The organism is Williamsia sterculiae, assembly GCF_900156495.1.
Lineage (GTDB): Bacteria > Actinomycetota > Actinomycetes > Mycobacteriales > Mycobacteriaceae > Williamsia_B > Williamsia_B sterculiae.
This window is the reverse complement of record NZ_FTNT01000001.1, coordinates 569,833-584,171: the sequence shown is the minus strand read 5'-3', so window position 1 is coordinate 584,171 and position 14,339 is coordinate 569,833. Positions and strand designations below refer to the sequence as shown.

Genomic DNA, 14,339 nt, shown 5'->3' with positions numbered 1-14,339 from the left:
GAAGCAACCCACAGAAAGCACTGATCACACGCATGCAGACCATACTTGGCGCCAACGGGCAGATCGCCGAAGAAGTGACGCGCGAGCTGTTCCGCGATCACACCCACGACATTCGGTTGGTGAGCCGGAATCCGCGCAAGGTGCACGACACCGACACGCTCGTGTCGGCCGATCTCACCGACGCCGAGGCCACCGACAGAGCCGTCCGCGGCAGTGACATCGCCTATCTGACGGTCGGGCTACCGATGGATTCGGGTACGTGGGAAGAGAAGTTCCCGGTGATCATGCGCAACACCATCGACGCGTGCGAGAAGCACGGCACCAAGCTGGTCTTCTTCGACAACACCTACATGTACCCCGGGACCACCGAACCGCAAACCGAGTCAACCGGATTCGCGCCAAACGGACGCAAGGGTCGGGTTCGCGCGAAGATCGCCACGATGCTGCAGGACGAAATCGCCGCCGGCAGGATCGAAGCCACGATCGGTAGGGCACCGGAGTTCTACGGCCCGGGCAAGACGCAGAGCCTGACCAATTCGATGGTCTTCAACCGGGTGGCTGCGGGCAAGAGGCCGGTCGTGCCGGTGAGCGCCAAGACCCGACGGTCCCTCATCTGGACGCCGGACGCGAGTCGGGCCATGGCCCTCATCGGCAACACGCCTGACGCATACGGCCAGACGTGGCACCTGCCGATCGACCCGGATCGCAAGACCTATGCACAGCTGATCGAACTCGCGTCCGAGATCACGGGTGGACGCGCGTCCTACACGGTTCTGCCGCCGCTGGTGTTCACGGTGGGTGGCCTGTTCGTTCAGCCGCTCAAAGAGATCCAGGAGCTGCTGCCCCGCTATCACGGGGACAACATCTTCGACACATCCAAGTTCGCGAACCGGTTCCCGGACTTCGACGTCACCACCTACAGCGAGGGGATCTCCCAACTCATGAACCATCCGCGCACTGCCGACTGACGTGAGCCAAGCACCGGATCGTCTCCGTTTCCATGCGGGTCTCAGTCATTGCCGGACACGTACTGGACCACCCGCAGCTCCTGACTGCCACCACCGATGGATGCACCGGCAATGCCGGTTATCCCGCGGTTGAATGCGTCACGCTCGGGTGCTTGCTGCCATGCCGTGTACGCCTCGGGGTCCGTCCACCACGCAAGGACCACGATGGTTCCGGGATCTTTGACGTCGACGAGCAGTTGTGCGGCCGCCGCGCCCGAGGTCTGCAGGATGCGCTCGCGCTGGTAGTAGCCGATGACGTCCGCGGCCTTGTCGGCCGGAACCCGAAGGGTCAGTACGCTGACGCTGTTCATGTGGATGTTCTCGCTTTCTGCGGCGATGAGAACTGTTGCAGGCGGCGTACTCACAACTGGTCGCGGTATACCACGCCGTTCTTCATCACCAGCGACAGATACTGCTCAGGCTTGGTCAGAATCGAAATATCTTCCAACGGATCACCGTCGACGATGATGAGGTCGGCATAGGCTTGCGGCGCGACTACGCCGATCTTGTCCGGCAAACCCACCAGTTCGGCGGCATTGGTGGTGGCCGCTCGGATCACGTCGATCGACGGCTGCACCTGCGCGCGGATGGTGAACTCCTCGAGCTGGTAGACCTGCTGCGGCCCGATGAGGTCGGAACCGTACACCAGCTTCACCCCGCCCCGGTGAGCCATTTCCAGCGCGGAGAGACCGGAGCTCAACACCTCGGAGTTCTTCGCGTGACTGGATGCCGACAGGCCCATCTCCAGTCCGAACCTGTCCATCGTGTTGTAGGTCACCAGGGTCGGTACAAGGAAGGCATCGTTGTCGACGAAGTCCTGCACCGTGCTCTCGTCGATCAGGTTCCCGTGTTCGATGCATCGCAATCCGAGCCGCAGCGCGTTGCTGATCGCACCGGCCAGATAGGTGTGCCCGGTGACGTAACGTCCCTGGGCCCTGGCGACCTGCACCGCCGCGGTGATCTCCTCGTCGCCGTACTGCACGGAGGAGATGCTGTCCGAGGGCGAGGTGACCCCACCGGAGAGCATCAACTTGATGTGATGCGCTCCTGTCCGCAAGATCTCGCGGGCCCCCTTCCGTACCTCCTCGGGCCCGTCGGCGATCAGCCCGATGGTGGGACAACGGGTGCACTGGGTGGTGCTGATGTCGCCTGGTCCCCGCCCGTCGGCATGACCGCCCGTCTGCGTCAATGCCATACCGCCGAAGATCAACCTCGGCCCATCGACGAGGCCCTCGTCGATGGCCTGGGCCAGCGCGAAGTCGGCACCACCGGTGTCACGCACGGTCGTGAACCCCCGCTGCAGCATGTCACCCAGCGAACGGGTCGCCTTGGACACCAGATAGGAGGGCATCCACCCCATCAGTTCCTCGGTCTTGAATGACTGGAAGTACACATGCACATGGCCATCGATCAGACCAGGCATCAAGGTGCGACCACCGGCGTCGATGACGCGGTCCGGATTCGTCGACGTCACCTCGGTGGTGGAGCCGACCTCACGGATCAATCCGTCCTCGACCAACACCGCCTGATCGGGCCGGATCTCCCCGGCTCCCACATCCAACACGGCCGCATCACGGAACAACGTCAACGTCATCGGTACCTCCGGAGCTATTGCGCGGTAATGCAAACATATTTGCACAATCTGATGCTGCGCACAGTTCATTGCAGAATGTGGGGGTTGTGCGCTGGCTATGTGCGCTTCAGGTCGTCGTCCATCAGGTCGAGTTCCTGCCACATCTCACCGGCAGCGGAGATGGCCGCGCGGACACGCTCGGGATCGTCGGCGACGATCTGGTTGAGGATCGCGTTGATCAGCGACATCGCCGGCGTCAGGGACGGGAAGTATGCCGGCCCCTCGCTCGGCACGGTGACGACGTGATCTCCCAACTCGGCCAACGGAGACGAGCGCCGGTCGGTGATGACCGCGGTCACCACCCCGCGGTCTCTCGCCACACGCGTGATGGCCAGGACGTCTCGTGGGAGCCGCCAGACGTTGAAGATCACCAGGCAGTCGTCCGGACCCATTCGCGCCACGAGGGTGGCGCGGTGGGTGCCGCCCACGTCGTCGTAGTCGATGTCGAGACCCGACAGGCTCCCGACGTGGGCGAGCATGATCGCCGGTGCCAGATAGCTCCCGGAAGCGATGACAAGGGTGCGTCGGGCCCGTCGGATGGTGTCCGCGAGTCGTCGAACCGTCTCGATCTCGATGGTGCGGGTCGCCAACGCCAGATTCGCCATGTCGGTGCGGAAGGCCGCGGTGACGGGATCCGTCGTACCGTCGGCGTGATCGGTCAAGATCTCCTGTGCCGTCATCGTGTCGAGGTAGCGGTTGCGGATTTCCAGTTGCAGCGCCGGCCATCCGCGGAAGCCCAGGCTCTGCGCTGTGCGGGTCACCGTGGAGATGTCCACGCCTGCCTCATCGGCCACCTGGCGCGCCGGCGCGTACGACGCGAACTGCGGCTGGGAGGTCAACACATCGATGACACGCGCCGCGCCGACTCCACCGGCACGGCCGGACTGGCGGCCCCGAATCCAGTCCTCGATCGACATCGATGGCTCCTTCCACTGCTGCGATCACACCAGGCTCGCACGGCACAGCCGAGCGGCACACGAGACCCGCATCACGGCGCCGATCGGAAACGGGCAACGATGAGGCCCCGGCGCAGTTCACCGTTCCGATCCGACCACCTTCCGCAACAGCGGGACACACAGATCCAACAGGGCGCGTTCGGTGGTGTCGAGCCGTTCGGCCATCGCCTCGGCCAGCCATTCGTCGCGCTGTCTGCGGTCGGCGAGCAACGTCGTCCGACCCCGGTCGGAGAGCTCGATGAGCTGGCGGCGACGATCGGTCGGGTCCGCGGTGCGGGTGATCATCCCCAGTTCGTCGAGCCGGTTCATGCTCAGTGTCAGCGACTGCACCCGCACCTGCGCGCGCTCGGCCAGATCGGCCACGGTGCTGATGCCATACCGATCCAGATCGCCGAGCAACGTCGCCTGCGTCATGGTCAACCCGTGATCGGGGCGATGCCGCCGAGCCAACCGGGCCACGTCCATCATCGCGTCGCGCAGACGTGTGGCGGCCGCCAACGACTCGGCATCGATGCGTCCACCATCGACGGCTACGGGACGATCTCCGGTGGTGGACACACCAAGACAATACTCAACAATTCGGACAGATAGCCACAGATCGACGCGGTTGGACCCGGGAAATTAGTAAGCGTAAACTTGCCAATCATGGTGATGCGCTGGATCGGTCTGCTGTGCTGCACCGCGCTGCTCACCGTCGGTGTCGAGAGGCTGAACGTACCGTCGGCGCCGCTGTTCGCCGGACTGCTGATGGCCGCGGTTCTCGCCATAGCCGGCCTGGCCCCGCGCGGCCGCGACGCCACCGACGACCGGCCGGCCAGACCCCCGCTTCCGCGCAACCTCGGGTTGTTCGCGCAGGGGATCCTCGGCGTCTACATCGGCACCATGGTTCGCTCCGACACCCTCTCCAGCCTGGGATCCTCCTGGCTGCCGGTGGTGGTGGTCGGATTCGGCACCCTGCTGCTCTCGGTGATCGCCGGGGCACTGCTCGGCCTGCACCGCCGGGTGGACCCGCTCACCGGATCACTGGCCCTCGTCGCGGGCGGCGCCTCCGGACTGGTCGCGCTCACCCGCGAACTCGGCGGGGAAGAGCGTCTGGTCGCGGTGGTTCAGTACGTGCGCGTCGCCCTCATCACCGCGACGATCCCGTTGGTCGCGAGCCTGGTCTTCCACACCCACTCGGCTTCGTCGACAACCACGCACGCGACCGGTGACCAGCGGTGGGGACTGCTGCTGGTCGTCGTGTGTGTCGGCGCCGGTCTCCCCCTCGGACGTCTCATCCACCTGCCCGCGGCCGGACTTCTCGGGCCGCTGATCCTCTCCGTCGCGGGCGAGCAATTGCACCTCACCTCCGGCGCAGCGGTGCCCACCGTGCTGGTCACCGTCGCCTACGCACTGATCGGCTGGCAGGCCGGTCTCGGTTTCACGATGCAGAGCCTCAAGGCCATCGGCGCCGTGCTCCCGCACGCCCTGGGGCTGATCGTCGGCATCAGTGCGGGGAGTGCCGGACTCGGTGTGCTGCTCAGCCTCTGGACCGGGGAGTCGATGTTCGACGGCTACCTGGCGACCACACCGGGTGGCATCTACGCGGTGCTCGCCGCGGCCGCGGCATCCGGCTCCAACATCACTTTCGTGGTCGGTGCGCAGATCATCCGAGTGCTGTTGATGCTGTTCATCGCACCGTTTGCCGCTCGCGGTTATCACCGGTGGATCTCGACGCACCGACGTCGGAGCACCGAGGATCGGCGAGTCGGCGTCTGAGAAGTCGTCATCCGTTCGACGTCGTCTACTCTCGCCGAGGAGAGGACGGTGAGGAATGGGTATCCGCGGTCGACGCCTGAGCTGGCGCGAACGGATCGAGGGCAAACGCACCATCCGCGGCGTGCTGGTCGGTCTGGCCATCGGCGCCACCGCATGGGTGGTCATAGCTGTGGTACTGATCCTGGTCTTCGCCTGACCCGTTACGGCGGAACGACCGGCCGCACCCATTACTCTCGGTTCTCATGAGCGATAACTCACGTGAGTTCGACATCGTCGTCTTCGGGGCCAGCGGATTCGTCGGGGCCCTCACCGCTGCCTATCTCGCTGAACACGCCCCCGATGACACCCGGGTCGCATTGGCGGGGCGCAACCGCGACAAGCTGGCCAGGGTTCGCGACGCGTTGCCCGCCGCGGCCCGCGACTGGCCGTTGCTCATCGCCGACGTGGAGTCCCCCTCGACCCTCGACGCGATGGCCGCTCGGACCCAGGTCATCTGCACCACCGTCGGCCCCTACCTGAAGTACGGCGAGAACCTGCTCGCCGCCGCGGTCACCGCGGGCACCGACTACGTCGACCTCACCGGCGAGGTGCCGTTCGTCCGTTGGTCCATCGACAAGTTCGGCGACCAGGCCGCCGCCAACGGGTGCCGCATCGTGCACTCCTGCGGATTCGACTCCATCCCCTCCGACGTGGGCGTCTACCTGCTGTATCGCGCCATCGAGGCGGACAACGCGGGATCCGACGGTGACGACGACAAGGGAGGCGACGGGAAGACGAACGCCGGCCAGATGACCGACACGACCATGGTGGTGAAGTCGATGCGCGGTGGCGCCTCGGGCGGGACCATCGACTCGATGCGGGTGATCAGCGACCTCGCCCGCGACACCGAGAACCGACGGATCCTGCTCGACCCACACGCACTGTCGGGTCCGCCCCACGACGGCCGTCGCACCCCGCGATCGGCCGAGCCGTCGGACATCGCGATCCGCGACGCCCGCAAGGTGGACCCCAGTCTCCAGGGCACCCTCGCCCCGTTCTTCATGAGCAGCCACAACACGCGCATCGTGCGACGGACGGATGTGTTGCTCGACAACGCCTACGGACCCGATTTCCACTACGGCGAGGCGATGGCCGTCGGCAAGACGCCCGTGTTGTCCACCGTCGCCGCGAGTCTGGTCAGCGCGGGTACCGGGGTCTTCCTGGGGGCGATGGCCTTGCCGCCCACCCGCTTCGTGCTCGACAAGGTGCTCCCCAAACCCGGTGACGGGCCCGACGAGAAGTCCAGGGAGAAGGGCTACTTCGTCTGCCAGACGTTCACCCGCACCACCACCGGGCGCCGGTACCGGTCACAGGTCAGCGCCAAGGGCGACCCCGGTTACAAGGCGACCGCAGTGATGCTGGGCGAGAGCGCGTTGACCCTCGCACTGGACCGCGCCAAGCTCCCCGACCGTCACGGGATCCTCACCCCGGTGGCGGCGATGGGCGACGCCCTCGTCGACCGCTTGCGCATGGCCGGGATGACGCTGCGCGCCGAACGTCTGGACTGAGTCGCGGGATCGGCGGGAGCGAGTCTCACGGCGACGCATACGGTCTCAGCACCTCACATTCCGACAGTCGGGCGACCGCCGCCCGTAGCTGCATCGCCGGATGCCGCGCGTAACCGAGGACCAATGCCGGCGACGTAGGGTCGGGCACCATTCGATGTTTGTCCAGCGTCTCGACGTTGATGCCGGCCAGGTCGGCCTCCACCAGCAACTCCTCTGCGTCGATGTCGGGCTGGAGTTCGGCCACCAGGAAAAGTCCGGCGTCGAGGCCACGGATGGCCCGCACCCACTGTCGTCGCGTGAGTTCGTCCACCAGCACCCGACGGCGATCGGCGTAGATCCGCCGCACCCGGGTGACGTGGCGGGCAAGGTCACCGGTGCGCAGGTAGTGCGCCAGGGCTTTCTGCGCACCATTGTTCACGGTCGACCCCAGCCCCCAACGGATCTCCCGGACCTCGTCGAGCAGCGATCGCGGCACGCGCATGTAACCGACACGCAACCCGGGGTCGAGGATCTTGGCCGCGCTACCGAGGTGGATGACCGGCGCACGCGGGTCTATGCTCGCCAACGCCGCGACCGGGGGTATGCCGTAACGGAACTCACTGTCGTAGTCGTCCTCCACGAGCACCGTGCCGGTCTGGGCGGCCCACTCCACCACATGCGCGCGGGTGGTGTCGTCGTAGCGGAACCCCATCGGGAACTGGTGTGCGGGCGTGAGATAGACACCGACGGGCGGCGGGTCCATCTCGCGTAATCGTGTGACCACCTCGGCCGGGCGATCGACAGGTAGCGGCACAACATGCACGCCGATCCGCTGCAGCAGCAGGCGCACGGTGCGGTAGCCGGGATCCTCCATTGCGACGGCCTGCCCGATCCATCCCAGCGCCAGCGCGAGGATGGTGACCGCTTCCGTGCTGCTGGTGCAGATGACGACCTCGCGAGCCTCACAGGGCACTCCCCGTGACGACGCCAGGTAAGCCGCCAGTTGTCGGCGCAGTTCGTTGTCACCCGCCCCGTCGATGGCCGCCGCCGCCGGAGTGTTCCAGCGCCACGCCGATCGCCAGTTCTCCCGTATCACCAGGTCCGGATCCATCGCCGACGGCACCAACTCGAAGCGGTACGCGTCGAACTCCATGATCGGACGGACAGCGGATGCGTCCACGGCCAGCCCACCGAACGGCTTGCCCACAAAGGTCCCCGCACCGTGTGTGCTGTGGATCCACCCCTCTCCCTCGAGTTCGAGGTATGCGGCCACGGCCGTGCCGCGCGAGATGCTGAGCACCGCGGCCAAGGCGCGGGTAGAAGGCAACGGGTCGTCGGCGACGAGCACCTCGTCCGCGATGGCCGCCTTCAACTGATGGACCAGTTGGGCACGCAACGGCACCGATGATGCGCGATCGAGCGACACCGGTAAGTCCGATTCGCCGGTTTGTTCGTATTCTTCGATGGTCTTCATCCGTAGGTCAAAGTGGTGTATCCGCTATTGGACCAGTGGTCCACTTCCCATGCACACCTTGAATAGCACAATTCACCCAGAGCGCGTCACCGCGCGCTCGGTTCCGTTCGCCGGCAGTGGCGGTCCGGGGGGAACACCCACTGTCCAGACAGGGGTGGCGGACGGATGAGAGCCGGTGGCGATGCCGGAATGGTGACTGCTCGGGGGGAGCGGCACTCGAGGGGTTCCGGCATCGTCATCGGTTGTTCGCGCTTCGACGCGGCCCCGAGTCAAAGAGGCGCGACGGTCGCAGTCGATCAACCCTCCGAAGACCGCCAGTGCGGTCCGAACCGGTCTCGAAATGCCATGGACCCAGCATGGGCACTCGCCGCACCCGCCGCGCCCTCCGGTCAGGCTCGTTCGCCGATCGAGATGCCGAGTCCACGGTACGTCCATCCGACGTCCATCCACCTCTGTTGATCCAGGCAGTTGCGTCCATCAATGATTCGTGGGGTACGCACCACGTCCATCAGATGTCCCGGATCAACGGTGGTGAACTCTTCCCATTCCGTGAGAACAAGTACGACATCGGCGTTTCGGCACGCATCATCAATTGATGCTTGATAATCGAGAGTAGGAAATATTCTCTTGGAGTTCTCGATCGCTTTCGGATCGTAGACGGCAACCGCAGCACCTTGAAGTTGCAATTGGCCCGCGATATTGAGCGCCGGCGAATCGCGCACGTCGTCCGAGTCCGGCTTGAAAGCCGCTCCCAACACTGCTACTCGCGTTCCCAGGATCGAACCGCACATCTGCCTGACGATCTCAACTGTCTTGGTTCGTCGCCTGACGTTGATGTTATCTACTTCTCGCAGGAAGGTGAGCGCCTCATCCGCACCGAGTTCACCAGCTCTCGCCATGAATGCCCTGATGTCTTTGGGGAGACACCCACCGCCGAAACCAATTCCCGCCTTGAGGAACTTTTTTCCAATGCGATCATCGTATCCGATCGCTTCGGCGAGCAGCCGTACGTCCGCGCCTGCCGCCTCGCAGACTTCCGCGATTGCGTTGATGAACGAGATCTTGGTGGCGAGGAACGCGTTGGCCGAGACTTTCACCAACTCGGCCGTCGCCAGATCGGTGACCATGAACGGACAATCTTCTGCCAGTTGTGACGCGTAGACTTCGCGAGCGGCACGCTCCACACGATCCGACGTCGCAGAACCGACCCCGATGACGATTCGATCGGGCATCAAGGTATCGCGAACTGCATAGCCTTCACGGAGAAACTCTGGATTCCACGCGACTTCGACGTGGACACGCGCCGGTGAGCGCTCCCGCACCAACGCCCCAAGCCTCTCCGCAGTTCCGACGGGTACCGTCGACTTCCCGAAGATGACCGTCGGCTTCGAGATCAGGGGTGCGAGGCTATCGATGACAGAATCGACATGAGTCAGATCGGCGGCGTACTCCCCTCGCTTCTGCGGGGTTCCCACCGCGAGGAAGTGCACATCCGCGAAGTCGGCCGCCTCTTGGTAGGAAGACGTGAACCTCAATCTGCCTGCAGACAGGTTCCGTTGCACGATTTCTTCGAGCCCCGGCTCGTAGAACGGAACTTCTCCGGCCTGCAACTTGGCGAGCTTGGCTGCGTCCACATCGACTCCGAGCACCTCATGCCCCAGTTCGGCCATGCACGCCGCGTGAGTGGCACCAAGGTAACCGGTACCGAGAACGGTCAGTCGCATCTAACCCCCGTATGAATGGACAGTGTCGAGCTGGTGAACGATAGCCGTTGGCCAGCTGGGCATTTCATCCAGAGTGTGATGCACATGGACCACGTCCACAAGTCGGACTCAGTATGCGCCCTCTTTTCCCATCACCGCGTTGGCCGTTCGCCACAGGATCAACACGTCCTGCATGATCGACCAGTTTTCTACATAACTGAGGTCCAACCGAACCGATTCCTCCCATGACAGATCTGACCGTCCAGATACCTGCCACAAACCGGTGACGCCGGGCCGGACCAGCATCCGGCGGGTCACCACACGGTCGTAGTTCTCCACCTCCTCGGGTAGCGGTGGTCGCGGCCCCACCAAGCTCATCTGCCCACTCATCACGTTGAACAGCTGCGGGAGCTCGTCGAGGCTGTAGCGACGCATGAACCTGCCCACCGGCGTGACCCGCGGGTCGTCTCGGATCTTGAACAGCACACCGCTGCCCTGATTCAACCCTGCCAGCTCGCCGCGAAGCTTGTCGGCGTTCTGCACCATCGAGCGAAACTTCCACATGCGAAAGGCCTCGTTGTTCAGCCCCACACGCATGCCGCGATAGAACACCGGTCCTGGCGAGGTAACCTTCACCGCGATCGCACATGCGAACAAGACCGGGCCCAGCATCAGCAGCAGCAACGCAGTAACCGAGCGGTCGAAGGCCGACTTGAGGAACTTGTTGGCCCCTTCGTACCGGGGTCGGTCGATGTGCAGGAGCGGCAGCCCTGCGACCGGTCGCACCATCATCCGCGGCCCGGCGACGTCGGTGACGCCAGGCGAGACCAACATCTCCACGTCCATCCCCTCGAGATCCCACGAGAGCTCCCGCATAGCCGAGTGGCCCAACACTTCAGCGGATGTCACCGCGACGGTCGTCGCCCCGGAGAGTGCCACCGCGGTGCGCGCGTCGGAGAAGTCACCGAACACCGGAATCTCCCGGCCACGGGATTGCAACATCTCGGGTCCCCGTCGCCGCTCGACGGGAACGCACAGGCCGACCACCTCATAACCGAGCGCCGGGGTGCTCTCCAACCGGTCGATTAAAGGCTTCGCCGATTCGACGCCTCCCATGATCAAGACGCGTTCCAGATACCGGCGGGTCTTGCGCAGACTGGTGAGATATCGACGCATACCCCATCGCGACGCGAGTAGCACGAAGGTGCCCGCGGGAAACGCCACCGCCAGAAATCCCCGAGCGATACTGAGATTGAACAGCTGGTCGAAGATTGCCAGCCCGCCGAATGTCACAAAAGACGCCATCCACACGCGACTGTATTCGGTGGGGCCACTGCCCAACACCCGCCTGTCGGCACTCTGCACAGCACGCAACGCTCCATACCAGAGGCAGGCCAGACCCGCCGACACCACGATCGCGGGCCAGTGAGCCCGACCCACCGGGGCCGTGAAATGGTCACCGAACCGAACAAGCTGAGCCAGCAACACCGCGAAAACGACTACGAGTAAGTCGATTTGGCGCACACGGACTGAGTAGATGTACAACCACTGCTGCGACCTCGGTTTGACGAAGCGAGCCTCGGACAGCGCTTTCGGACGGCTCGCGGATGAAGGCGAACCGAAATTCCACGACAAGCTTCAAACCCCCTCACACGCTCCGCTTTGCAATCTTCGCTGCCGCGCCATGGTTGTGTTGACCAGAACTTGGCCGTCCACAGGGTTGTTTGCCCCCTACCCGAGTCAATGGACGCATCCCACGAAACCGGTACGCACGACAACAGTAAGCCAGACGTGCCGGATTCGTGCGGTCAGAAGAAGGGTTTGCCTGCGGGTATTACCTACATCACAAATCGCCCTGCAGGGCAGGGTCGCTACGTCGCGCGTAACAGACGAAAATCCCGCACTCAGGCATAAATCTGCGTGCACGGAGTTTCTCCTCAAGGACCGAGAAGAGTCGGCCGCTGCACACGCGTCCACTCATCGCACCCGATGATTTGTGGCAGGTTCGGTGAGGTGGTCGGTCGGCGCATACCCAACGCTGACCGACAGGGGCGATCGACTGCATTTGTCGCACCCGAGGCTGCCAACACCATGAAACGGAGAATTCCGGCTACTCCACATCTCGAGGACCATGTGCCAACCCGCGCCTGACGCTCGAGGTGATGTGAATCATGCTATCCGTTGCACCCATGCAGATTCGCCGTTTCAACGTGAGTGACCAGGTCGGAAGGCGAATTCAAACCTGGCAACAACACACACAATGACATCAACCGGGGTGGGAACGGGTGCCATCAGCGGTTCCCGAAGGCACCATGGAGTAGTGGGTATCTGGGTCGTCGTCGGACTTGTCGCATGGATGGCGTTCTCGCTGATCGCCGCCCTGGTTATGGGTCGGGTGTTGAACGCACGGGATACACGCGATCGTCCCGGTGACGATGCGGAAATGAGCGCTGAACACCAAGTCGTCGATCCCGAACGCTTGCTGGGGTAGGAAGCGTCGACTACGGCGCACACTGAGTAGCACCGGGCGCGAACGGACCTGTGACGGCAATCGGCGTCGTGCTGTGAAGGAGGCAACGCGCAACGAATACAGCGCGGTCACGGCCTCCCGGTTGCAGTCTGGATAGCCGCAGGCCGGTGTGCCGACGTGGAGACAGCGCATGCCCGGTTGACCGGATAGGTGAGCGAGCAATATGCCCGGTGGATGAGCGGCAGTCACTCGTTCGACTCGGAGCGCCGCAACGCATACCTGCCTTCCTGCCCGGATGGCTCACCTGGCCGCCTACCAGCACGTACCTTGAGTGCAGCCGCCAACAGTGAAGGAATCCCGTGACCACCTCATCTGTCGAGCAGACCGCTGTCCCAGCGCACCGCCACCGCGTCGTCGTCATCGGTTCCGGGTTCGGCGGGCTCACCGCCGTCCAATCCCTCAAACGCGCCGACGTGGACATCACCCTGATCTCTCGGACCACCACCCACCTGTTCCAACCGCTGCTCTATCAGGTGGCCACCGGAATCCTGTCCGAAGGCGAGATCGCGCCCACCACTCGTCTGGTGCTCCGTAAACAGACCAATGCGACAGTGCTGCTCGGCGACATCTCCGCGATCGACCTCGAACACCGCACCGTCACCTCCAGGTTGATGACGATGGATTCCGTCATCCCCTTCGACAGCCTGATCGTGGCCGCCGGTGCCCAGCAGTCGTATTTCGGGAACGATCAGTTCGCCACCTACGCGCCGGGGATGAAGACCATCGACGACGCACTGGAGCTGCGTGGTCGCATCCTGGGGGCGTTCGAGGCGGCCGAGGTCACCACCGACCTTGCCGAGCGCGAGCGGCGACTCACCTTCGTGGTGGTGGGCGCGGGTCCCACGGGGGTCGAGTTGGCCGGCCAGATCGCCGAACTCGCCGAACGCACCCTGGCCGGGGCGTTCCGGTCCATCAAACCGTCGGAATGCCGGGTGATTCTGATGGACGCCGCGTCCGCGGTGCTGCCGCCGATGGGTCCCAAGCTGGGCCGCAAAGCGCAGCAGCGCCTGGAGTCGATGGGCGTCGAGGTGCAACTGAACGCGATGGTGACCGACGTCGACTACCAGGGCCTCACCGTCAAGGAGAAGGACGGCACCGAGCGGAGGATCGAATGCGCATGCAAGGTGTGGTCGGCCGGCGTACAGGCCAGCCCGTTGGGTGTGATGCTCGCCGAGCAGACTGACGGCACCGAGACCGACCGCGCCGGGCGGGTGGTGGTGGAACCTGATCTGACGGTGAAGGGTCACCCGTACGTCTTCGTGGTCGGTGATCTGATGGCAGTTCCCGGGGTTCCGGGTATGGCCCAGGGGGCCATCCAAGGCGCCAAGTACGCGACCAAGCTGATCACGAAGTCGCTGACGGGAGAAGATGATCCGGCCACCCGCGCACCCTTCAAGTACTTCGACAAAGGCAGTATGGCGACGGTGTCGCGATTCGACGCCGTCGCGAAGGTCGGCAAGATCGAGATGGCCGGCTTCTTCGCGTGGCTGGCGTGGTTGCTCCTGCACCTCGTCTACCTCGTGGGGTACAAGAATCGGTTCAGCACAGTCCTCACCTGGCTCGTCACCTTCACCGGGCGCGGTCGTGGCCAGATGGCAATCACCAGTCAGATGATCTACGCCCGGCTGGCCGTGGAACGGTTGCAGTCCCAGCAGGCGGAGGCGGCGGCCGCGAAGGACTCCGAAGCGAGCTGAGAACGCGGGGGCGCTGATTGGGTGGCCACGTCAACACCCGAAGGTACGTGGATAAACG

The 14,339-nt window shown here is 64.3% G+C and carries 13 protein-coding genes; 6 read left to right on the top strand and 7 right to left on the bottom strand.

Annotation, left to right across the window (positions count from 1 at the left end; all coding sequences use genetic code 11):
• The first annotated feature begins 32 nt into the window (after nucleotides 1-32).
• A complete protein-coding gene (locus BW971_RS02555) occupies nucleotides 33-968 on the top strand; it encodes an NAD-dependent epimerase/dehydratase family protein (protein ID WP_076476137.1) in 936 nt (311 codons plus the stop codon).
• Between the two features lie 41 nt (nucleotides 969-1,009).
• On the opposite strand, the gene BW971_RS02550 is transcribed toward BW971_RS02555, so the two are convergent.
• The 4 genes from BW971_RS02550 to BW971_RS02535 form a co-directional block, all read right to left on the bottom strand.
• Nucleotides 1,010-1,318 carry an antibiotic biosynthesis monooxygenase family protein gene (locus BW971_RS02550; RefSeq protein ID WP_076476136.1) on the bottom strand — a complete coding sequence of 103 codons (309 nt, stop codon included), beginning with the start codon at nucleotides 1,316-1,318 and terminating at the stop codon, nucleotides 1,010-1,012.
• A 50-nt stretch (nucleotides 1,319-1,368) separates the two neighbouring features.
• Nucleotides 1,369-2,601, bottom strand: coding sequence for a metal-dependent hydrolase family protein (locus BW971_RS02545; RefSeq protein ID WP_076476134.1), 1,233 nt, complete (start codon nucleotides 2,599-2,601; stop codon nucleotides 1,369-1,371).
• 95 nt (nucleotides 2,602-2,696) lie between these two features.
• Nucleotides 2,697-3,557 (bottom strand): MurR/RpiR family transcriptional regulator, encoded by an 861-nt coding sequence (locus BW971_RS02540; protein WP_083709184.1) that lies wholly within the window; start codon nucleotides 3,555-3,557, stop codon nucleotides 2,697-2,699.
• Between the two features lie 117 nt (nucleotides 3,558-3,674).
• Nucleotides 3,675-4,154: a MarR family winged helix-turn-helix transcriptional regulator gene (locus tag BW971_RS02535; RefSeq protein WP_234974192.1), complete on the bottom strand. Its 480-nt coding sequence runs from the start codon at nucleotides 4,152-4,154 to the stop codon at nucleotides 3,675-3,677.
• A 90-nt stretch (nucleotides 4,155-4,244) separates the two neighbouring features.
• Between BW971_RS02535 and BW971_RS02530 the strand changes: the two genes are divergently transcribed.
• The 3 genes from BW971_RS02530 to BW971_RS02525 are packed head-to-tail and all read left to right on the top strand — an operon-like array spanning nucleotide 4,245 to nucleotide 6,901.
• The gene (locus BW971_RS02530; protein ID WP_076476424.1) at nucleotides 4,245-5,354 is read left to right on the top strand and encodes an AbrB family transcriptional regulator; all 1,110 of its coding nucleotides are present in this window, start codon (nucleotides 4,245-4,247) and stop codon (nucleotides 5,352-5,354) included.
• 55 nt (nucleotides 5,355-5,409) lie between these two features.
• On the top strand, nucleotides 5,410-5,550 hold the full coding sequence (locus BW971_RS21435; RefSeq protein WP_159441823.1) for a hypothetical protein: 141 nt from the start codon (nucleotides 5,410-5,412) through the stop codon (nucleotides 5,548-5,550).
• A 46-nt stretch (nucleotides 5,551-5,596) separates the two neighbouring features.
• Nucleotides 5,597-6,901, top strand: coding sequence for a saccharopine dehydrogenase family protein (locus tag BW971_RS02525; RefSeq protein ID WP_076476132.1), 1,305 nt, complete (start codon nucleotides 5,597-5,599; stop codon nucleotides 6,899-6,901).
• 25 nt (nucleotides 6,902-6,926) lie between these two features.
• On the opposite strand, the gene pdxR is transcribed toward BW971_RS02525, so the two are convergent.
• The 3 genes from pdxR to BW971_RS02510 all read right to left on the bottom strand — a co-directional run bounded on the left by pdxR (nucleotide 6,927) and on the right by BW971_RS02510 (nucleotide 11,581).
• The gene (pdxR, locus tag BW971_RS02520) at nucleotides 6,927-8,306 is read right to left on the bottom strand and encodes a MocR-like pyridoxine biosynthesis transcription factor PdxR (RefSeq protein ID WP_076476423.1); all 1,380 of its coding nucleotides are present in this window, start codon (nucleotides 8,304-8,306) and stop codon (nucleotides 6,927-6,929) included.
• 437 nt (nucleotides 8,307-8,743) lie between these two features.
• A complete protein-coding gene (locus BW971_RS02515; protein WP_076476130.1) occupies nucleotides 8,744-10,078 on the bottom strand; it encodes a UDP-glucose dehydrogenase family protein in 1,335 nt (444 codons plus the stop codon).
• Nucleotides 10,079-10,186: 108 nt separating this feature from the next.
• Nucleotides 10,187-11,581: a sugar transferase gene (locus BW971_RS02510; protein ID WP_327200236.1), complete on the bottom strand. Its 1,395-nt coding sequence runs from the start codon at nucleotides 11,579-11,581 to the stop codon at nucleotides 10,187-10,189.
• A 796-nt stretch (nucleotides 11,582-12,377) separates the two neighbouring features.
• Between BW971_RS02510 and BW971_RS21430 the strand changes: the two genes are divergently transcribed.
• Both BW971_RS21430 and BW971_RS02505 read left to right on the top strand, forming a co-directional pair.
• On the top strand, nucleotides 12,378-12,548 hold the full coding sequence (locus tag BW971_RS21430) for a hypothetical protein (protein ID WP_159441822.1): 171 nt from the start codon (nucleotides 12,378-12,380) through the stop codon (nucleotides 12,546-12,548).
• 338 nt (nucleotides 12,549-12,886) lie between these two features.
• Entirely contained in the window at nucleotides 12,887-14,281 is a 1,395-nt protein-coding gene (locus BW971_RS02505; protein ID WP_076476126.1) for an NAD(P)/FAD-dependent oxidoreductase, read from the top strand.
• Nucleotides 14,282-14,339: the final 58 nt, after the last annotated feature.